The sequence below is a fragment of the Bradyrhizobium sacchari genome (assembly GCF_002068095.1).
In the GTDB taxonomy this organism is placed as follows: Bacteria; Pseudomonadota; Alphaproteobacteria; order Rhizobiales; family Xanthobacteraceae; genus Bradyrhizobium; species Bradyrhizobium sacchari.
The window spans coordinates 315,806-335,818 of record NZ_LWIG01000014.1; the positions used below are offsets into that span (position 1 = coordinate 315,806).

The window sequence follows — 20,013 nt, forward strand, 5'->3', positions numbered from 1 at the left end:
ACAGCCCAGGGACGACTCATGCCGCAACAACGATCCAGGCCAGAGCCGCGTACCGGTCGAAAGACCGCGGACGGCGCGCCGCTATCGGCTGGTGATCACCGGGATAGCCGATCTGCCGAAAGACCCTTCCGTCCCATCAAGACCCGCCGCATCTTCGAGGAGATCTGCGATGCGATCCGCGCCAAGCTCGTCAGCGGCGAACTGAAAGCCGGCGACCGGCTGCCGTCCGAGCGCGAATTGTCCGAGATGCTCGATGTCAGCCGGACCGCGTTGCGTGAAGCCATCCGCAGCCTCGAGATCGCCGGCATCGTCGAAATGCGAAAGGGAAGCCGGGGTGGCGCTTTCATCACCCGGAGCGGCGCCGGGCAGGTCACCCGAACGTTCCGCGACATGCTCGACTTCGGTCATGTTTCGCTGGCGACGTTGCTCGAGGCGAGGGTCATGGTGATGGACGCCGTGGTACGCGCCGCCTGCGAGCGCGCCAAGCCCGCGGACATCGAGCGGCTGAGCAGGAACGTGGCTGAGACCGTCGAGTTGACGAGGCAGGGCCTTTACGAGGAGCGGACCTTGAAGGCCGTCGAGTTCAGCACTTTGCTGGCAAACTCGACCGGCAACCAGGTGATGTCGGCGATTCTGGAGGCCATGGCATCCGTGATCCGCCGCTTTGTCCTGATCGCCGGACCGCCCGCCCATGACCCGGTGATCGCCTCCCGCCTGCGGCTGATCGAGCAGATCAAGGCCAAGGACACCAAAGGCGCCTGTGAGACGATGCGCAGCTATCTCACCAAGCTCAACGAGCACCTGCTGAATACCGAGAAAGTCCGGCTGCGCAGCGACGCCCGCCGTCGCTCGCGCGCGCCGGCCTGACGTCGGTTGCCCTCACCTCGCCGGCTTCATCCGGTGGTTTGCCAATGCAGCAACGAATATGACGGCGTGGAGTCGCGATGATGCTCGAATACGCCCTCGACGTCAGCGCCGATGGTAACGGTTTGCAGGGGATCGCCGAGCAGATTCCCCACCATGCGCACATGTCCCGCATGCGGCAGCTCTATCAAGACGGCAAGATACGGTCCATGCCGGCGCAATGCGTCGTGGGAAGGGCTCCAGACCCGCTCCCAACTGAAGATGCGGCCGCGCGGCTCGACCTCGGTCCATTCGATGTCGAACGAATGGCAGTGGTGGCAAAGCCATTCCGGCCCGAACTGCCAGGTCGTGCAGCGGGGGCAGCGCTGCACCAGGAGGCGGTCCTGTTGCAACCCCGCCCAATACGGCGCCGATAGTCCATCGTTTTCAGGAACCGGAATCGGCAATCCCTCGGGAAGATAAGTCGTGCGCGGTGTGTCGCTCATAGCGTCGCTCCGGAGCCGAGCAGAAGGTTGCTGGCCGGTGTCACCATCGGCCCGCCGATCACCATCGCCACATCGTTGCGCTTGACCTGGTTGACCGACTGGCCGCGTATCTGGCGCACCGCCTCGATCACCAGCTCGAAGCCGTGCATGTAGCACTCGGCCAGATTCCCCCCGCTGGTGTTGAGCGGCAGCTTCCCCGAGGGCGCGATCAGATTGTCGAGCGTAAGAAAGCCGTTCGCCTCCTCGGGCTTGAAGAAGCCATGCTCGACCAGCGCCATCACCACGCCGCCGGTAAAATTCTCATAGCTCTGAACGACATTGACGTCGGCGGGGCTGATGCCGGCCATACGGTAGAGCGCGGGCGCGAGCATTTCAAAACTGGCGCTGGCATATTGCGGCGAATTATGCGGCATCGCTCCGCTGCGATATCCGGCGCCAGTGGCCGCACCGAGAATGTAGGCCGGCTTGTTACGGAAATCTCCGGCGCGCTCCTCGGGCACGAGGATGATCGCCGCGGCGCCGTCATTCTCCATGCAACAATCGAAAAGGTGAAACGGCTCGGCAATCCAGCGCGAGGCGTTGTACTTTTCGGGATCGAGCGGCTTGCCGAACATCACCGCGCGGGGGTTCGACTGCGCATGATGGTACGAGGCCAGCGCAATCGCCTGCATGGCTTCCTGCCGCACGCCATGCTCATGCATGTAGCGCCGCACGCGCATCGCAAAGCGCTGCGGCGGCGCCAACACGCCATACGGCATCAGATACGCCCTCTCGCCCGAGATGGTGCCGATACCGCCGGCCTGCCCAAAACGTCCGTACTGCCCTTGCGCCAGCGAGCGGAACACCACGACGCAATCCGCAAGGCCGGCAACGATGGAAGCAGCGGCGTTGGCCACCGCCGCGCAGCACCCCCCGCCTCCCCCGCCCCATTGCATCACGGCCGTGCTCAACCGGCGTGTTCCCAGCGCTGCCGCCAACCGCCCCGCCTCGCTGCGGTCGTCGCTGTAGGACGAGAACCCATCGATGTCGCGCGGGTCGAGCCCGGCATCGTCGCAGGCTGCCAGGATCGCCTTGAGGGCCAGCTTGAATTCGGGGTCGGGCGACGCTCCGTGACGATAGTACTCCGTCTCGCCGATCCCGATCACGGCCACGCGGCCTCGCAGCGTGCGCTCGCCTGGTGCCCGCGCCGTCATGTCTTCACCGGCCGCGAGGGCGCGCCCGCCCCGAATGCGCCGGCCTCGGCCAGCCGCGCGAGGCGCTTTTCATCATAGCCAAGCAGATCACGGAGCACCTGCCCGGTATGCTGGCCGACGGCGGGAGCGGCCACGGGGTCGACGACCGGCGTCTGCGAATAGCGGATCGGCAGGCTGACGTTCGGTACCCACCCCACCTCGTCATGAGGAATCCGCGTGACGATGCCGCGCTCGCGCGCTTCCGGAGAGCGGATGGCCTCACCGACCGTCCGGACCTTGCCGCAAGGCACGCCCGCAGCGCGCATCCGCGACTGCCAGTGCGACCAGGGATGCTGCGCGAACGCTTCGCCGAGGATCGCAAACAATTCTTCGCGGCGCCGTATACGGTCAGGTCCGGTCGCATAGAGATCGGACGATGCGAGATCGGGACGCTCGATCACCTGTGACATCAGGCGCTGAAAGATCTTGTCGTTGCCGCAGTTGATGTAAAACGTCGAATCGGTCGCCTGAAAGACCCCCGAGGGGCAGGTATCGGGACTGGTGTTGCCGTGACGCTGCGGATCCGTTCCGGTGAACAACTGCTGCATCGACGCATAACCGGTCATCAAAACGGCAGTGTCGAACAGCGACACCTCAATGGCCTGCCCCATGCCGGTGCGTTCGCGTGCGACGAGTGCGCCGAGAACGGCATTGCTGGCCATCATCGCCGTGCTGATATCCATGACCGGTGACAGCGCGCGCACGCCCTCGCGGTCCGCGTAGCCGTTCATGGATACAAATCCGCTCTCGACCTGGGCGATGGGATCGAAGCCGAGCCGGTCCGAGAAAGGCCCCTCCCGACCATAGGCAGAAACCGCGCAATAGATGATCGATGGCCTGATCTGACGACAACTCTCGTAGCCCAGTCCGAACCGCTCCATGACCCCCGTGGAGAAATTCTCGACCACGACGTCCGCCGTGCGGATAAGCTCCCGTGCGACCTCGACGCCTTCGGGCGATTTCAGATCGATCGCCACACTTCGCTTGTTGCGATTGGTCCACAGGAACGGCGCACCGTAGTTCAGCCTGCCATCGACGGGCGGGTAGCGCCGCAGGTCGTCGCCACGCACAGGGGCCTCGACTTTAATCACCTCGGCGCCGATGTCGGCCAGGATCATCGTCGCGAACGGACCTGCAATGAAATGCGAGAAGTCCACGACCCTGATCCCGGCAAGCGCCTTGGGCGCATCGGGTGTTCGGGGCGTGTGCTCGGGAAACTCCGCTTCGATCCGATCCAGCATCTTTCCACCCATATGGTTTTTGCTCCGAGATGAACCGGTCAAAGATCGAGCACCAGCGTGCCGGACTTCGATCCCGAACAGCAGATCATGATAGTCTTGTTCGCCGCCTGCTCTTCCGGACTCAGGAACAGATCGCGATGATCAGGGATTCCCTCGATCACCCGCGTTTCGCAGGTGCCGCAAACGCCTTCGGAACAGGAGTAATTCGCCATGACGCCGGCATCGAGAACGGCATTCAGAATGGTCTTGCCCGGCTCGACCGCGATCGTGCGATTGCTGCGCGCCAGTCTGACCTCAAATCCGCCGTCGACGGCCGGGGCCTGTTTGGCCTGGAAATACTCGACGTGGACATGCCCCGCCGCACGGCCCGCCGTGACTTTCTCGAAGGCTTCCAGCATCGGCACCGGGCCGCAGCAATAGAGATGCGCGCTCGCCGGTGCGCCTGCGACGATGGCGGCAAGGTCGAGCGGTCGGCCGCCATGTTCATCGTCGAAGTGGAGATGGAGCTGCGCGTCCGGCCCGATGGCGCCGAGCTCGCCAAGAAATGCCGCAGCCCGCCGCGCCCGTGCCGCGTAGAACAGTTTCCACGGTCGGCGCAACGCCTGCAGGCGCCGGATCATCGACACCAGCGGCGTAATGCCGACGCCGCCCGCGATCAGCAGGGAAGATTCCGCATCCTCGCGCAGCGCAAAGTTGTTTCGCGGCATGGAGACCGTAACGATATCGCCGGCCTTGAAGCTGTCGTGGACGAAGCTCGAGCCGCCGCGCCCGACAGCATCCTTGTTCACGGCAATGACGTAGCGATGCCGTTCACTCTGATCGTTGACGAGCGAATAGCTGCGGATCATGCCGTTCTTCAGATGCAGATCGATGTGGCTGCCGGCGGTGAATGGTGCGAGCTCGCCTCCTGCCGGAAGCACCAGCTCATAGGAATTGATGCTCTCGGCTTCATAGCCGATGCGCTTCACTCGCAGTTCCTGCAGGTCGCCGGCCATGTTGAAGCGCTCAAAGCTCGTAGCCGAAATCCGTGCCGAGCTTCGCCCGCATGAAAGGCGCGCCGGAATCGATCCAGGAGTCTTCCGGCGGCAGCCGCAAGGACACCGCGCGGACCATGAACACATCCGGATCAGTGACGCCCTTCGGCCTGGTGCCGTGGTCGCGATAGGCGCCCAGCGCTTCCAGAATGAATCGTCTGGTCATCGCGATACCGGTATCGCTGGAACACAAGTTCTCTTTGGTGCGGTCGGCGATCGGTGACACCCCGCTCTGGCACGCCCCGTCCTGGACCCAAAGACCGGGCAGACCGGAGAACCATGTTGTCCGCTGTGCCTCATAATCGAACTGATATCCGTTCTGCGGATTGTACTTCGTCCAATAGTCCGCGTACGGCACCGTCACCGGCTGCTTGACCAGCGCGTGGCGGCTGGCGTGGCCGCTCTCCCGGCCCTTGTGCCCTTCCGCGAAGACCTCGCGCGTCTTGGCCAGCAGAGGCTGCGAGGGATGATAGGAGAACATGATGCAGAGCGTGTTCTCGTCGTCGATCGGCACCCATGCATGGCCGCTCAGATCGGGAAACGGCGATAGCGGCGGAACGAGTGTGTAGAACGGCAGCATGAACTGATTGACGCGCCAGTAGAGCGTATTGGCGTCGTAGTTCCGGCGTGCCGCAATGCTCATGCCGAAATCCTGCTTGACGCATTCAAAGGTCGGGCGGAGGTCGCGCTTCTGGATCCAGGCGCTGGTGGTGCCCTGCGCATCGAGACGGCCGTGAAGCAGCGGTGCGTGCGCGGAATCGATCTCTCCTTCGACGGCCTGCAGCCAATTGCACTCCTGAACGCGCACCGAAATGTGAACCTGCTCCTCGGGGACAAGATTCCATTCGACATTCGGCAGCGGCGGAGGCGCGGCCTGATCCGGCCCCATATAGGCCCAGATCATTCCGTTGCGCTCGCGGCAGGCATAGGCCTTGATCCGCACCCGCTCCTTCAGCCGGCTTCGGACCGGTTCGGCCGGCATGTCCACCACTGCGCCCGTGACGTCGAACTTCCAGCCGTGATAGACGCAGCGCAGTCCGCAATCCTCATTGCGGGCGAAAACCATCGGCGCACCTCGGTGCGGACAGGCCTGATCGACCAGACCGACGCGGCCCTCGGTGTCGCGGAAGGTCACGAGATCTTCGCCAAGCAGTCGGATACGTTTGGGTTGTCCGTCGCGTGCCAGATCGGCCGATGGCAGGAACGGAATCCAGTAGAGACGGAACAACTCCCCCAGCGGAGTGCCCTTGCCGACCCTTACCAGCCGCTCGTTGTCCTCGTGCGAGAGCATGATTTTCTCCTCGATCGCTGTTGTCAGGTTCGATTTTGGGTCGGTCTCGCGTCCAGCAAGGTCGCCACCCGATCGGACAATCCGAGATCGCGGGCCGTCCATAGCGGGTCCGATGAAGCAAGCGGCTGCCGCGGAATCGGCGGCTGCTTTCCGGCCTCGACCAGCCCGACGATCATTTCGATCCGCTGACGCTCCAGATCCTTCAGCACGTCTTCAACGACGACCCCTTCCGCGGTGCAGCCGGGAAGCTCCGGATAGGCGAGGCGAACGAGCCATTCTCCCGGCTCGGTCTCAACGGCTTCCGCCTCAAGCAGATACGGAATCGACAGCAGAGCGCGCAGATCCAAGCAGGGTCTCCCGGACGGCGCCTCTTGCCGTCAGCGCCAGTTAGTACGTATACGTATCATATCGACGTCTCTCTGGCAACAGTCGGGCTGCGTTCCAGAAGGCGGGCGGTTGAGAGGTCGCGGCCAAGCTGCTAACCGCTTGTTTGCACAGGAGCAGTTGGGGAAAGCAACACCATGTCGGTCGAGAAAGACGAGGCTGCGAGTTCGGCTGCCGCCCTGGCACGCCAATGGAAGCTCGAGAACGGCATCGGATTTCTGCTGCGCCTGCTCGAAGCCAAATATGACGGTCTCTACCAGAGCGTAACGCGGCAGACCGACATCACTCCCCGGCAGTTCGGCGTTCTGATGGCGCTGCTGCAACAGGGTCCCATGACCGCGTCGGACCTTGCAGAACGCATCAGTTGCGATCGGAACACGCTGAGCGAAATGCTGAAGCGGATGACCGCACGCAGGCTGATCTCCAAGAAGAGCCATCCCGACGATCGCCGTTCGATCCAGGTCCAGATCACGGCCAAGGGCACCAGCGCCCTGATGGCGGTGGTTCCGGCCGCGGCCCGGCTGCAGGACCTCATGCTTGCTCCCTTGAGCCAGGACGACCGCGCGCATTTCCTGCGTTGCATGCTGGCGATCGCGAAGTCTCCCCCTCCCGAACCCGGCGCCTGAGCCCTGCGGTTGCGGCCGGGCGGCCGCTTGCCCGGCCATGGCGGTTGAAATCCCCAGGCCAATACGATACGTATACGTACTAAATATATTTCCGAGGCGCCCTAGAGCGTCCGTATAGGGGAGGCGCCGATGCGCGCGCTGGTTCTGCTGTTGTCGTTCCTATTGGCGGCCCCTGCTCTGGCCGAGGGGTATCCGGAGCGTGCGATCCGGATGATCGTGCCCTATCCGGCAGGCGGCTCAACCGACATTCTGGCGCGGGCGATCCTGCAACCTCTTACGGAAATCCTGGGCAAGCCGGTCATCATTGACAACAAGTCGGGCGCCGGAGGAATCATCGGCACGACGGAAGCCGCTCGGGCGATGCCGGACGGATACACGATCGTATTCGGCAATCTCGGACCGAATGCGCTGAACGCGAGCCTCTACAAGAAGCTCGCCTACGATCCTCTCCGCGATTTCATTCCGATCTCGAAGGTCGTCGACGTGCCGTTCCTGCTGGTGACGGCGCCGTCGACCGGCATCAGCAGCGTCACCGATCTCATCGCGCGCGGCAAGAAGGATCCCAACGCCCTCACCTATGCGTCGGTCGGGCAAGGATCGGCCTCGCATGTCACGGCGGAGCTGTTTCGCCGTCAGGCCGGCATTGAAATGCAGCATGTTCCGTATCGTGGGGGCGCCCCGGCAACTAACGATACGCTGGCGGGCCAGGTTTCGGTCTACTTCATCACGCCGCTCGAAGGCATGGGTCAGGTCCAGGCAGGCACGCTCAAATCGCTCGGCATCAGCACCGCGGCGCGCTCGCCGCTGTTTCCGAACATGCCGACGATCAACGAAGCGCTTCCCGGATTTGAGGTCGTGGTGTGGTTTGGCATCCTCTCGCCTGCCGGCACCCCGCCAGAGATCGTGGCCAAGTTGAACGACGCAGTCACGCGCGCCGTCGCGACGCCGTCCGTACAGGAGGCCCTCAAGAAGCTCGGCGTCGAACCGAAGAGCTCAACGCCGGACGCTTTCGCGGCCACCATCCGCGCCGATCTCGACAAGTGGGCGAAGGTGGTGAAGGAGGCCAACATCACGCTCGACTAGCATCGTCTCGCTATTCGGTCTTGACGTTGCGTTCCTCGATCACCTTGCGCCAGGATGGGATTTCTGCGGCAATCAAGGCGTGCAGTTCGGCAGGCGTGCTGGCCTTGGCCTCCACACCATAGGAGAGGAAGCGATCCCGTATTTGCGGCATCGCCAGGACCGTACCAAGCGCGGCGTTGAGCTTGGCCACGACGTCCGGCGGAGTGCCAGCCGGCGCGAGAATGCCGAACCACGTTTCGACCGAATAGCCCTTCAAGGCATTGCCGATGGGTGCCGTACCAGCAGCAACCGGCGAAGGACCAGGCGATGAAACCCCCAGCAACTTCACCCTGCCAGAACGGATGTGCTCGTTCAGCGTGTCCGAAGTGGTCGTAAGCAGAATGTCGACCTCGCCGGCAAAAATCGCAAGCGTCGTCGGCGCCTGGCCCCGGTATGGGACGTGAACCATTTGCAGGCCTGCCTGATTGAGGAAGCGCTCGGTGCTCAGATGCCCGAGCGAACCTGGTCCGGCGGAGGCATACAGCATCGGCTTGCTCTGCGCCTTGGCGTAGGCAAGGAGCCCGGCGACGTCGTTCACGGGCACCTTTTCGCTCGCCACCAGAACCAGCGGCGCCGTGGAGACCAGCGACACCGGCGCAAAACTCTTCAGCGGATCGAAGTCGATGCCTTTCTGCAGCAACGGCGCGATCGAAATCGGCCCATTATTGGCGAACAGAAGTGTGTAACCGTCGGCGTCCGATCGAGCCGCTTCATTGGAACCGGTCGTGCCGGCTGCGCCGCCGCGATTGTCGATGACGATCGGCTGGCCGAGGATTTTTGCCATCGGCTCCTGCAGTGCGCGCGCCATGATGTCGGTCGAACCGCCGGCGGGATATGGCACGATGAGCCGGATCGGACGTGAGGGATAATTGTCCGCCGCGGCGGGCGCGACGAGGATTGCAGCCCCGAATATGAAAGCCAGAACACTTAGCACCTTCACGTCGATCCTCCCACGCTATTTTTTTGATTGTCTTGCGGCAGAAAACTTCGCGGCTTGCAGCATCAAATCATGGAGAGGTCTCACCCTTCCCAAATGCGCCGGCCGCAGCCGCCTGTCCGACATCATTCTTGGACAGGCCGAGCACGCGAGCGAGAATCTCGTCCCGATGCTCGCCGATAGCGGGGATGTCGCGACCGATTCCGGTCCGCGCGCCCGACATCCGCCACGGTGCGTTAACACCCTTGAACTCGCCTGCGACGTCGGCAATCGGCGCAAATACGCCGCGAGCGGACAAATGCGGGTCATCCAACGTTTCCGCGGGATCGCGAAAGCGGGCGCTCGGAACTCCAGCACGATCGAGAGCGGCCAGGCATTCATCCACCGTGTGCTGCATCGTCCACCGCTCGACGACCTGCATCATCGCGCTCCAGTTCGCACCGCGCCCCGACACCGAAGCGAAACGAGGGTCGGACGAGAGCTCCGGCAGGCCCGTCAGGTCGCGAAGCGCCGAGAAATTGCGCACTGACACCGGCGCGATCAGGACGTCGCCATCCTTTGCGCGCACAGGACCATAGGTCGGGCGAGCCACCGGCGCCGAGAACTGCGCTTCCTGCAGCTCGTACACCAGAAGATTCAGCATGCTGTCCATCAGTACGACATCGACGTGCTGCCCTGCTCCCGTGCGCTCTCGTTGCACCATCGCCGTTTGAATCGCCGAGAAGCCGAAAATGCCGCCGAGAATATCGGCAACGAACACCGCCCCCGCCGCCGGCCTGTCGCGATCACCCGCGTATCGCATCAGCGCGCGGTCGAACCCGCTCTCGGCATGAACGATCATCGCATAGGCCGGACGCTCCGATTGCGGGCCGGTCTGGCCGTAGCCGGATATCGAGCAATAGATCAAACGGGGATTGATCTTGCGAAGCGCCTCATAGCCGAGACCCAGACGCTCCATCACACCGGGCCGGAAATTCTCAACCAGAATGTCCGTGCTTTCGACCATGCGGTGCACGAGCTTGATCGCCTCGGACGATTTGAGGTCCAGCGCGATGCTCTTTTTACCGGCATTGAGCTGACCGAAATAGGCGCTTTGGCCGTCGCGAAGGGGCGCGCGCAGGCGCATCTCCTCGCCCTCCGGCGGCTCGACCTTGATCACTTCGGCGCCGACATCCGCCAACAACCGGGCGCAATACGGTCCGGCCAGCATGATGGAGAAATCCAGCACGCGGACGCCGTCGAGTGGTGATTTCAATGATTGGCCCTGTGTCATCATCGGTTCCTATCGCGGTAAGCCAAGCGCACGCTGCGCGATCAAGCTGCGCTGAATTTCGTTCGTGCCGATGCTGATCACCCACATCAGGGAATGACGCAGGTTTTGCTCGAACCGGCCGTTGTCGATGGCGCCCGGCATCTGTTCGGACAGCGTGGCGCGCATGCCGAGCATGTCGAGCGCGGCTTCACCAAAGCGTTCCATCAGCTCGCTGGAAAAGACCTTGCTGATCGCGCCATATTCTGGCGGCGTGATGCCGTCCGCCGCAAGGCCCGCGCAATGCATCATCAGTTGGCGGCCGATCTCGATTTCGCAGGCGAACGCCGCCATGCGGTCACGGATGATCGGGTCTCCACTCAACTCCTGCCGAACCATCACATGCTGGCGTAACTGTTCAAAGGCATGCGCGACTTTCAGCACGATGCCGCCGCCGACCAGCCCCCGTTCGAAAGCGAGCGCTCCGGTCAGGACTTTCCAGCCCTGGTTTTCACCGCCGACGAGGTTCTCCAGCGGCACGCGAACATCGTCGTAGAAGATGTTGGCGAATGTTCCATCGTACATGGTGGTTGCCGGCCGGACCGTGATCCCGGGCGTATTCATCGGCACGATGAACATGCTGATGCCGGCATGGGGCTTGGCGTTCTTGTCTGTTCGCGCCGCCAGGAACATGTATTTGCCCCACCAGGTCGTGGTCCAGATCTTCTGACCATTGATGACCCAATGGTCGCCGTCGCGGACGGCGCTGGTTCGCAGAGCCGCAAGGTCGGATCCTGCCTGCGGCTCGCTGTAACCCATCCCATGCATCGCCTCGCCGCGCAGAATTTCCGGCAAGTATTTCTTCTGTTGCTCGGGCGTTCCGAACATCATCAAGGCGTTGGCCTGGATCGACGCGCCAGTGCGCGGAGTCTCACCTTGCTCCATCGTCTCCATGAAGGCGATTTGCTCAAGCGGCGAACGCGCCTGGCCGCCGAACTCCTGCGGCCAGCCGAGGCCGATCCAGCCGGTGCTCCCGATATCGGCAGCAAATTCAGCGTCGAACTCACGCTTTGCGAACGGCTTGGCATCAAAAGCGGCCTTTCTGCCGCCCGTCCAATTTTGCGCAAGCCACCGCCTGACATGTTCGCGCAGTTCGTTCCCGGCGGGGCCGAGATCGTATTGCGGCATCCCGGCACCACCGTTGTCGAACAGGTGGGCCGCGAGGCTTCGTCTGGCGTGGGCCGCGCCGCCAAGCGCTATGGTGTCCAGATGCACGCGCTTGAAGTGCAGAGGGGCTTCGTGTTCTTCGGCGTAGCCGATGGCACCGAATGTGTGCTGCGTCTCCAGCGAAACGCGGCGCAATGCCGGGCCCGCAAACGCCATGGCGCAATCGGAGAAGTATCGCCAATCGTGATCGCTCTCATCCCAAAGCTTTGCCGCGTGGTGCAGAACGAGACGTACGCCCTCGAGGTCGATGAAGCAGTTGGCGAGCTTGTGCTGGATCGCCTGAAATCGCCCGATCGGTTGGCCGAACTGCTGCCGTTCGCCGGCATAGGCTACCGCCAGCTCGAACGCGCGACGCGCGGCGCCATGGGAGCGCGCCAGCAGCGCCAGACGCGCGATCGATCGCAGGTCGCTGAGGCTGGTGTTGGTAGCAGGAACAAGCCTTGCCGGCGCCGCATCGAGCGTCAGCTCCCAATTACCCCAGGCGCCCATCGCGCGCGTAGGCATGCGATTAACGCCGGGAGCCCGAAGGTCGACGAGCGCTAGATGCGCCTCGTCCACCGGCGCGAGCAGGTGCGTAGCGCTGCCCGCGGCCTCGACGAACCGAAGCGATCCCGTTGCCTTCTCGCCATGAAGCCTGATCGACCCGATACCGGGATCGGAATCGAACGCGGCGAAGGAAAAGACAATGCGCGCCGCGCCCACGTGAAGTGCTTTTTGCAACTCACCTGCATCGGTGGATGCATCCGACAGCACGAGATTGGCCAGCACGGCAGACCACATCGGAGCGGGGCATGCCGCGCGGCCGAGTTCTTCCATCACCGCCAGGATCTCGCGAAGGCCGCCCTCCTCCGGATCGGCGCCCAGAACCGTGACACCTTGCCGGACCAGCTTGTCCCATATCTCGGTGATCGCTTCCGGAGACGCACCATCCTTCAGGCAGTCGGCCCGCCAGCGCGATTCGAGAAGCCCGCGCAAGGAATCGCGAAGCATGACCGCAACGTCCTCGCTTTCGATGCCGGAGGCCGCCATCGCGAGAGCCTACGCCTGGCCGAACCTCGGCTTGCGTTTCTCCTTAAAGGACATGGTTGCCTCCTTGTGATCCGCTGTCTCGAACGTAACCTGTTCGAGCGCCATTGACGCCTCGAGCAACATGTTCACGCGATCCTTCACGATCTGGTTGATCGACAGCTTGGTCCAGCGGATCGCCCAGGTTGGACCGTTCGCCAGTTCAATGGCGATTTCCCGCGCCTTGCCCAGCACTTCAGCACGTGGAACCACGTGATTGACGAGGCCAATCCGTTCCGCTTCCCGGCCCTTGAGCAGCGTGCCACGGATCAAAAACTCCTTGGCTTTGTTGACGCCGACCAGCAACGGCCAGATCACGGTGCCACCGTCTCCGGCAACCAGCCCAACGCGCGAGACGTGCGTGTCGCCAATGCGCGCATCCTCGGACATGACCGTGATGTCGCACAGCAAGGCGTGGGTCGCAGCGAGCCCGATGGCATCGCCATTGATCGCCGCGATGATCGGCTTGTCGAGCTCGAGCTGGCGGGTAACGCCGCGGCGGCTGATCATGGGATCATGCACCTCGCCCTCCTCCAGGACGTCCCCGCCGGGACGCTCCGACATGGCTTTGACGTCGCCGCCAACGCTGAAGTAATCGCCGGCGCCGGTCAGCACCACGACGCTGACGGCATGGTCATCGGCGAGGTCGTCCCAGATCGTCCGCAGCTCGCGGATCAGCTTCTGATTGATCGCGTTGCGCGACTGCGGCCGGTTCAGGGTCACCGTCGCCACCTTCTCCGACACGTCGACCTTGAGGCATTCATACTTCGCGTAATTCGACACTTTGTTCCTCCCGTTGTTATCGTGATTTGAGCGCAGGCTGTCGTCCAAGCCCGGCTAACGCCGCATGCCCGGCTGGACCTCGGCCAGCGCGACATGCAGCGACATAGCGCCCGGGTCCTGCTCGAGCATTCGCTGGACAGCTTCGAGATGCGCGCGCATCAGGCGGCGCGCCGATGAGACATTTCGTTCGGCGATGGCGGAGAGCAATTGACGCCGCCGCTCGGCGAGCCGGCTCATCGCAACGCCGCTCGAGGCCACCTTGGCGTAGACGAAGCGCATGTGAATTTCGGTCACTGAATCCATGATCATCGCGATGACCTTGTTTCTGGTCGAAGCCGCGAGCAACTTGTAGAACTCGCGCGAGCACTCGACCCGGTCGAGCAGCCTCCCTTCCTTCGTCGCAAGCTCGGTTCGCCGGATATTGGCCTCCAGCGCGTCGAGATCGGACTGGCGTGCATGATCGCACGCAAGTCCGACGATGAGGTCGAGCACGTGGACGCGCGCCTCGGACAATTCCCGCACGGAAATCGTGCCGAGGCTCAGCATGTCCCGCATGACGTCGTTCATGCGGCTGGTGTCGCCTTCCTGGATGAAGGCCCCGCCTTTGACGCCCTTCAACAATCGAAGCACGCCGGCCATCTCGAGGCTGCGCAGGGCCTCCCGCAGGACATTCCGGCTCACGCCGAGCTGCTGCGCCAGGTCGCGCTCCGGAGGCAGCTTGTCGCCTGGCTTCAGCAGCCCGAGCGCGAGCTGCTCGCGGATGCGTTCGCAGATTTCCTCGAACGCCCGCCTCGTATGGATCGGCCGGAACCTGGGAGCCGGCGCGGGACTTGCCGTCGCTCGCTGATCGGCCGGGCGCTCCCGCCTGCCGGATGAAACCTTGCGTGACTGCGCACTGGCGCGGGGGCTTGACTTGGTGCTCATGTGGTGAATTATTAAATGGATCACCCATTCAATGGAAGCCCAATTTTCGGGCTGCGCTCAAGAAAATCCACAACGAGGGCCCATGAGCTTTTCCGAGGAGCAGATCGCCTTCCGCAACACCGTCCGCAAAATGGCCGAGAAGCATGTGGCGCCGATCGCCGCCGAAATCGACGAAACCGATCGTTTTCCGACCGAGCTCGTGAAGTTGTTCGGCGAAATGGGACTGATGCAGCTCTGGGTGCCGGAGCAATATGGCGGGCCGAACGGCAATCTCACCCTCGCCTGCATCGCGCGCGAGGAGATTTCGAGAATATCGCCGGCCTGCGCGTCGATTGCCTGTCTGAACACGATGTTCATTATGCCGCTGCTTCATTTCGGTTCGGAGGAACAGCGAAGAAGGTACCTGCCGATCATCGCCAAGGGCGGCGTCGTCACGGCAATTGCGATCTCCGAGCCGCAGGCCGGCTCAGACGTCACCGCGATCGCAACGCGCGCCCGGAAAGACGGCGATTCCTACATCCTCGACGGCCGCAAGCAGTGGTGCAGCTACGGAGTGGTCGCCGACTACATTGTCGTGATGGCCCGGACCAGCGACAGTCCAGGCGCCGACGGCATAAGCGCCTTCATTGTCGAGCCGAAGAAGATGAAAGGCATCTCTTTTGGCCGTCACGAGCGCAAAATGGGTTTCCGGGGCGCGCCGAACACGCCGATCTTCTTCGACAATGTGCGCGTCCCGCTGGAAAATCTGGTCGGGGAAGAAGGCAAGGGCTTTCGAGCCTCGATGCGCGCCCTCGATCTCAATCGGCCGACGATTGGAGCTCAATCTGTCGGATTGGCTCAGGGCGCACTCGACGCCTGCGTCGCCTACGCGAAAGAGCGAAGGCAATTCAAGAAGGCGATCTCCGAGTTTCAGGGCGTACAGTTCATGCTCGCCGACATGGCCATGCAGATCGAGGCGGCGCGCGCGCTGGTGTACGAGTGCGCACGGGCGGGCGACGCAAGCGACTGGAAGCGCCTGAATGTTCTCGCCAGCATGGCCAAATGTGTGGCTAGCGATATGGCCATGAAGGTGACAACGGATGCGGTGCAGATATTCGGGGGCTATGGCTACACCATGGATTATCCCGTCGAGCGCATGATGCGCGACGCAAAGCTAACTCAGATATTTGAGGGCACGAACCAAATCCAGCGGGTCGTCATCGCACGAGAGTTGCTCGGTTAGCCAAACGCAGGCCTAGGCCAAACCTCCTCGACTTCGGCTCCGCCGCGCCGAATGCGGCGCGCAAGCTCAGCTGTTGCGCAACTTTGCGGGAAAGTGCCGCGAGGCGGAGCGCCGCAACACTGAAGATGCTCACCCGTTCCCTGTGCCTCTCCATCCGGAGCTCGCTGCGAGCCTGAGCGCGGCTCGCGCGGCGAATATCATCAGAGCCGAGGTATTCACCGGCAAAGTCGTCCGTGGCCGGGTGCAGCCGATGAACAAGAAGGCGTGGGCGGCTAAGTTCAAAAGTATGCAGTCCTCGCGGGCGTCAACGAACCGAAGAAAAGCTGCCATGGCGTTCGAGAGGCCCGAGCCGAAGTCGCCGCCTACGCCGACTGCACTGAGAGGCAAATAATGGCCATGCTTGGCTGGATCGACCCCAAAATGCCCGCGCACTACATCGCGCAGGCGAATCGAGAGAGAGACTCGGGATCAGCGGATGGAGAAGATCATCCCGTACGATCAGGGCCAGTCACTGGAGGACGGCGTGGCTGAGCATCAGGCGAACAGCGCACGAACGCAGCGCCGGAACGGAGTGGTGACTTTCCCGGGCAATAACCAGTAAAAAGCCTAATCATTTCAAGAGGAAATGTGAGTTTTGGTGCGCTCGGAGGGACTCGAACCCCCACGGTGTTACCCACTGCCACCTCAAGGCAGCGCGTCTACCAGTTCCGCCACGAGCGCTAGGAGATGCCGGCCTGAGGCTTTGAAGGCTGGCCGGATCAGCGGCGCCGATCTAACAAATCCATCAGAGGGATACAAGCCTGCAGAAGCCCTGAATTCCACAAGCTTGGGAGGAAATCTCCACCTGCCCGGATCGGCCCTATCGGATGTCCGGACCGCTACCGCGTGCCCGGGCCGTCACCGCGTGCCCGGGCCCTACCGGGTCCCCGGTGTTCGCGGCAGCATCTGCTTGACCTCGACCGCGATCCGGTTGCGGTCGACCAGCACGACGCCGGAGGCGACCGGCAGATTATTGGCCAACACCTTGACCTCGTCGGCCTCGGTTGCGTCCAGCTCGATGATGGCGCCGCGGGAAAGACGTAATACTTGATGGATCGGCATCGTGGTCGTCCCGAGGACAACCATGAGATCCACGGTGACTTTATCGAGAGTGGGCACTGTCAGGACCGCCGCAACTTGGGACTTAGGACTCTTCGTTTGCTCCCGAGATCATCACCACGTTATGGTTAGCCAATGGTTAATTCCCCTCAAAACCCCCGCCAAGAACAGCGCCAACACCTCGATTTGACGTCGTTTTCCGCCTCGGGCGGCGAGCCCGTCGAGTGGCGAATCTCGGACGCGCTGGTGCCCTATCCGGAGGCCGTGGCCGCCATGGAGGCCCGCGTTGCGGCGATTGCGGCGGGCGAGGCGCCGGAGCTGGTCTGGCTGCTCGAGCATCCCCCGCTCTACACTTCCGGCACCTCCGGCAAGGAAAGCGACCTGCTCGATGCCCGCTTCCCGACCTTCCCCACCGGCCGCGGCGGGCAGCTGACCTATCACGGCCCTGGCCAGCGGGTGGCCTACATCATGCTCGACCTCAAGCGCCGCCGGCCAGACGTGCGGGCCTATGTCGCGAGCCTGGAAGAATTGATCCTGCGCACGCTGGCCGCGTTCAACGTCCGCGGCGAGCGGCGTGAGGACCGAGTCGGCGTCTGGGTGAAGCGGCCCGACAAGGGGCCTGAGCACGAGGACAAGATCGCCGCGATTGGCGTCCGGTTGAAGCGCTGGGTCTCGTTCCACGGCATCGCCATCAATGTCGAGCCGGAGCTAGAGCATTTCTCCGGCATCGTGCCCTGCGGCGTCGCCGACCCGCGCTACGGCGTCACCTCGCTGGTCGATCTCGGCCAGCTCGCGACCATGGCCGATGTCGACGTCGCGCTGCGCCAGGCGTTCGAGCAGCTGTTCGGACCGACCCGCGCGCGGCTGCCGGAAGCGGCTGCCTGACATTTTTCTGTTCGAGCCTGACCGCACGAATTCTCCGCTCGTAGCGGAATCGGCTATGCTTGTTTCCGGTGCCGCCCACGCCTCCCCCCTCCGCCGGGAAAGCAGACCTCATGCCGGGCGAGTTGATCATCGGCCGACTGTTCGAGCGCCAGGCATAAGGAGGGATTGCGATCCATGCTCGCAATGGGAGGTTTTGACGATGAAGCTGTCTGCGCCTATCTATCATCTGAAGCGGAAGGCGAAGCGCCTGTCCCGCGAAGCCAGCATTCCGCTCCACGACGCGCTTGACCGCGTCGCAGCGACGGAGGGGTTTTCCGCCTGGAGCATGCTCGCGGCCAAAGCAGCCGCGCTGACGCCGGCGAGCAAACTGTTCCCGCAACTCCGGCCGGGCGACCTCGTGCTGGTCGGGGCGCGTCCCGGCCAGGGCAAGACGCTGATGAGCCTCGAACTTGCCGTCGAAGCCATGAGGTCGGGCCATCGCGCCGCGTTCTTCTCGCTCGAGTATACCGAGCGAGGTGTGTTGGAACGCCTTCGCGCGATCGGTGTGGAGCCGGCGCAATTCGACAAGCTGCTTGAGATCGATTGCTCCGACGTCATCAGTGCCGACTATGTCGTGAAGCAAATGGCTTCGGCGCCGCGCGGCACATTCGTGGTGATCGACTATCTGCAACTGCTCGACCAGAGGCGGGAAAACCCTGACCTGACCGTTCAAGTGCGCGCGCTGAAATCGTTCGCGCGCGACAAGGGGCTGATCGTTGTCTTCATCTCGCAGATCGATCGGTCCTACGATTCCGCAGTCAAGCCCTGCCCGGACCTCAGCGATGTCCGCTTGCCGAACCCGCTGGACCTGAATCTGTTCGACAAGACGTGCTTCATCAACAACGCCGAAGTGCAGTTCCGCGCGGCGAGCTGAAGGTCAGGCCGCGGGTGAGATCGCTCACCCGCGGCTTTCGGCATCACGCCGCCTTGAGCGCAACCTCGAGCTTGCCGGCAATGTAACGCCGCTCCTGGGTGAGGCCGCCAAAACCGTAGGCATCGCCCTTGACCTCGTCGACATGCAAATAGGTCTCGGGATGCAGCGGGCCCAGGATCCCGGCCATGCGCTTGAACATGGCGGCAAGATAGGCCGCCTTCTCGTCCTTGGTGTTGGTGCCTTCGGTGACGTGGATGTCGATCCAGTAGCTGGCAAGCTTCTGCTCGGCGAGCGACTTGCCACCGGCGAACCAGTCGCCGGCATCGACGGACTTCACGATGATGGCGGTGACCTTGGGGTCCTTGTGCAGTATCTCGGCGGTGAGTTCGGACACAGCGTTTGCGATGTCGGCCTTCAGCGACGGCGACTGACGGGAGGTGGTGTAGGACACAGTGATCAGGGGCATGGTCGTTCTCCTCGATTGCCGCGGGTTTCTTGCGGCGTTGGTGAGAAGCTAGACCTCCGGCCTTCATTTTGGTACCTCATCTTCGTTGATACAAGTGATAACGATCCCTAATGACAACCACACTCGACATCGCCACCGTCCAGGCTTTTCTGCTGGTCGCCGACCTCCAGAGCTTTACGCGTGCGGCCGAAGCCCTCGGCACGACGCAGGCGGCCGTCAGCCTGAAGCTGCAGCGGCTGGAAACATTGCTGGGCAAACGCCTCGTCGAACGCTCGCCCCGCGCGGTCCGGCTCACCGCCGACGGCGCCGCGTTCCTCGATCGCGCCCGCGCGCTGATGGAGGCACATGACCGCGCGCTGTCGGGCGAGGTGCCAGCCGCGCAGTCGCTCTCGCTCGGCATCTCCGATCATGCCGCGGGCCCCGAACTGGTGCCGCTGCTCGAACGCCTGCACGCGATGTCCTCAAGCCTCACCCTCGCCGTCACCATCGGCTTCTCGCGCGAGATGCAGGATGCCTATGACGGGGGTGAGCTGGATGCGGTGATCGTCCGCCAGGAAGGCAGCCGCCGGGGCGGCGAGAAGCTGGCCGAGGACGAGTTTGGCTGGTTCGCGTCGCGGCGCTTCACTTTGCCGAAGGGTGAGCCGTTGCCGCTCGCAACGCTTGCCCCGCCCTGCGGCGTCCGCGCGGTCGCCGCGCGCGCGCTCGACAAGGCCGGCCTCGCCTGGCGCGAGCGCTTTGTCGGCGGCGGCGTCACGGCGGTGGTCGCCGCCGCCCTTGCCGGGCTTGCCATCGCACCGTTGGCGCGGCGGATCGCGCCTGCCGGGCTGGTCGACATTGGCCCTGCGCTCAAGCTACCGAAACTCGGCGGCTCAAAGGTGATGCTGCATTCGAAGGTCAGCGACCCCACAAAGCTCGCGGCACTGCGCGCGGTGGCGGCGACGTTCCGGAGCGTGGCCGCCAGCTGA

General features: G+C 63.4%; 21 protein-coding genes and 1 tRNA gene. 8 read left to right on the forward strand and 14 right to left on the reverse strand.

The features are described from left to right. Nucleotides 1-18 precede the first annotated feature (18 nt). Nucleotides 19-867 (forward strand): FadR/GntR family transcriptional regulator, encoded by an 849-nt coding sequence (locus A5906_RS20365; protein ID WP_080137122.1) that lies wholly within the window; start codon nucleotides 19-21, stop codon nucleotides 865-867. A gap of 26 nt (nucleotides 868-893) precedes the next feature. On the opposite strand, the gene A5906_RS20370 is transcribed toward A5906_RS20365, so the two are convergent. The 6 genes from A5906_RS20370 to A5906_RS20395 are packed head-to-tail and all read right to left on the reverse strand — an operon-like array spanning nucleotide 894 to nucleotide 6,494. Beyond that, complete coding sequence (locus A5906_RS20370; RefSeq protein WP_080137123.1) at nucleotides 894-1,349, reverse strand: Zn-ribbon domain-containing OB-fold protein; 456 nt, start codon at nucleotides 1,347-1,349, stop codon at nucleotides 894-896. Next, nucleotides 1,346-2,542 (reverse strand): thiolase C-terminal domain-containing protein, encoded by a 1,197-nt coding sequence (locus tag A5906_RS20375; protein ID WP_080137124.1) that lies wholly within the window; start codon nucleotides 2,540-2,542, stop codon nucleotides 1,346-1,348. Before A5906_RS20375 ends, A5906_RS20370 begins: the two co-directional genes overlap by 4 nt. Then, on the reverse strand, nucleotides 2,539-3,822 hold the full coding sequence (locus A5906_RS20380) for a CaiB/BaiF CoA transferase family protein (protein WP_080137312.1): 1,284 nt from the start codon (nucleotides 3,820-3,822) through the stop codon (nucleotides 2,539-2,541). The genes A5906_RS20375 and A5906_RS20380 overlap by 4 nt, the downstream gene beginning before the upstream one ends. Before the next feature lie 38 nt (nucleotides 3,823-3,860). Next, a complete protein-coding gene (locus A5906_RS20385) occupies nucleotides 3,861-4,817 on the reverse strand; it encodes a PDR/VanB family oxidoreductase (protein ID WP_080137125.1) in 957 nt (318 codons plus the stop codon). A 10-nt stretch (nucleotides 4,818-4,827) separates the two neighbouring features. Beyond that, nucleotides 4,828-6,147, reverse strand: a complete 1,320-nt coding sequence (locus A5906_RS20390) for a Rieske 2Fe-2S domain-containing protein (RefSeq protein ID WP_080137126.1) — start codon at nucleotides 6,145-6,147, stop codon at nucleotides 4,828-4,830. A 23-nt stretch (nucleotides 6,148-6,170) separates the two neighbouring features. Next, complete coding sequence (locus A5906_RS20395) at nucleotides 6,171-6,494, reverse strand: hypothetical protein (protein ID WP_080137127.1); 324 nt, start codon at nucleotides 6,492-6,494, stop codon at nucleotides 6,171-6,173. A 174-nt stretch (nucleotides 6,495-6,668) separates the two neighbouring features. Here A5906_RS20395 and A5906_RS20400 point away from each other — a divergent pair, with 174 nt between their 5' ends. Both A5906_RS20400 and A5906_RS20405 read left to right on the forward strand, forming a co-directional pair. Then, on the forward strand, nucleotides 6,669-7,157 hold the full coding sequence (locus A5906_RS20400; protein ID WP_080137128.1) for a MarR family winged helix-turn-helix transcriptional regulator: 489 nt from the start codon (nucleotides 6,669-6,671) through the stop codon (nucleotides 7,155-7,157). A 129-nt stretch (nucleotides 7,158-7,286) separates the two neighbouring features. Beyond that, nucleotides 7,287-8,240, forward strand: a complete 954-nt coding sequence (locus tag A5906_RS20405) for a Bug family tripartite tricarboxylate transporter substrate binding protein (RefSeq protein ID WP_080137129.1) — start codon at nucleotides 7,287-7,289, stop codon at nucleotides 8,238-8,240. A 10-nt stretch (nucleotides 8,241-8,250) separates the two neighbouring features. Here A5906_RS20405 and A5906_RS20410 read toward each other — a convergent pair whose 3' ends face one another. From A5906_RS20410 to A5906_RS20430, 5 genes are all read right to left on the reverse strand, one after another. Continuing rightward, on the reverse strand, nucleotides 8,251-9,087 hold the full coding sequence (locus A5906_RS20410) for a Bug family tripartite tricarboxylate transporter substrate binding protein (RefSeq protein WP_136615368.1): 837 nt from the start codon (nucleotides 9,085-9,087) through the stop codon (nucleotides 8,251-8,253). 199 nt (nucleotides 9,088-9,286) lie between these two features. After that, complete coding sequence (locus A5906_RS20415; protein WP_080137131.1) at nucleotides 9,287-10,492, reverse strand: CaiB/BaiF CoA transferase family protein; 1,206 nt, start codon at nucleotides 10,490-10,492, stop codon at nucleotides 9,287-9,289. A gap of 6 nt (nucleotides 10,493-10,498) precedes the next feature. Next, nucleotides 10,499-12,721: an acyl-CoA dehydrogenase family protein gene (locus A5906_RS20420; RefSeq protein WP_080137132.1), complete on the reverse strand. Its 2,223-nt coding sequence runs from the start codon at nucleotides 12,719-12,721 to the stop codon at nucleotides 10,499-10,501. Nucleotides 12,722-12,730: 9 nt separating this feature from the next. Next, entirely contained in the window at nucleotides 12,731-13,588 is an 858-nt protein-coding gene (locus A5906_RS20425; protein ID WP_245326813.1) for an enoyl-CoA hydratase/isomerase family protein, read from the reverse strand. A gap of 6 nt (nucleotides 13,589-13,594) precedes the next feature. Continuing rightward, a complete protein-coding gene (locus A5906_RS20430; RefSeq protein ID WP_080137133.1) occupies nucleotides 13,595-14,464 on the reverse strand; it encodes a FadR/GntR family transcriptional regulator in 870 nt (289 codons plus the stop codon). Nucleotides 14,465-14,546: 82 nt separating this feature from the next. Between A5906_RS20430 and A5906_RS20435 the strand changes: the two genes are divergently transcribed. Beyond that, a complete protein-coding gene (locus A5906_RS20435) occupies nucleotides 14,547-15,686 on the forward strand; it encodes an acyl-CoA dehydrogenase family protein (RefSeq protein WP_080137134.1) in 1,140 nt (379 codons plus the stop codon). A gap of 475 nt (nucleotides 15,687-16,161) precedes the next feature. Next, nucleotides 16,162-16,287 (forward strand): hypothetical protein, encoded by a 126-nt coding sequence (locus tag A5906_RS45985; RefSeq protein ID WP_283807710.1) that lies wholly within the window; start codon nucleotides 16,162-16,164, stop codon nucleotides 16,285-16,287. 34 nt (nucleotides 16,288-16,321) lie between these two features. Here the strand turns inward: A5906_RS45985 and A5906_RS20445 are convergent. Together A5906_RS20445 and A5906_RS20450 are read right to left on the reverse strand one after the other, a co-directional pair. Next, nucleotides 16,322-16,406 (reverse strand) — tRNA-Leu (locus A5906_RS20445). Between the two features lie 195 nt (nucleotides 16,407-16,601). Further along, nucleotides 16,602-16,844 carry a FliM/FliN family flagellar motor switch protein gene (locus A5906_RS20450; RefSeq protein WP_011088012.1) on the reverse strand — a complete coding sequence of 81 codons (243 nt, stop codon included), beginning with the start codon at nucleotides 16,842-16,844 and terminating at the stop codon, nucleotides 16,602-16,604. Between the two features lie 75 nt (nucleotides 16,845-16,919). Here A5906_RS20450 and lipB point away from each other — a divergent pair, with 75 nt between their 5' ends. Together lipB and A5906_RS20460 are read left to right on the forward strand one after the other, a co-directional pair. Further along, the gene (gene lipB, locus A5906_RS20455; protein WP_080137136.1) at nucleotides 16,920-17,669 is read left to right on the forward strand and encodes a lipoyl(octanoyl) transferase LipB; all 750 of its coding nucleotides are present in this window, start codon (nucleotides 16,920-16,922) and stop codon (nucleotides 17,667-17,669) included. Between the two features lie 199 nt (nucleotides 17,670-17,868). After that, nucleotides 17,869-18,582: a DNA helicase gene (locus A5906_RS20460; protein WP_080137137.1), complete on the forward strand. Its 714-nt coding sequence runs from the start codon at nucleotides 17,869-17,871 to the stop codon at nucleotides 18,580-18,582. 43 nt (nucleotides 18,583-18,625) lie between these two features. Here the strand turns inward: A5906_RS20460 and A5906_RS20465 are convergent, their stop codons facing one another. Continuing rightward, on the reverse strand, nucleotides 18,626-19,048 hold the full coding sequence (locus tag A5906_RS20465) for a tautomerase family protein (protein ID WP_026312690.1): 423 nt from the start codon (nucleotides 19,046-19,048) through the stop codon (nucleotides 18,626-18,628). A gap of 110 nt (nucleotides 19,049-19,158) precedes the next feature. On the opposite strand from A5906_RS20465, the gene A5906_RS20470 reads away from it, so the two are divergent. Continuing rightward, the gene (locus tag A5906_RS20470) at nucleotides 19,159-20,013 is read left to right on the forward strand and encodes a LysR family transcriptional regulator (protein ID WP_080137138.1); all 855 of its coding nucleotides are present in this window, start codon (nucleotides 19,159-19,161) and stop codon (nucleotides 20,011-20,013) included.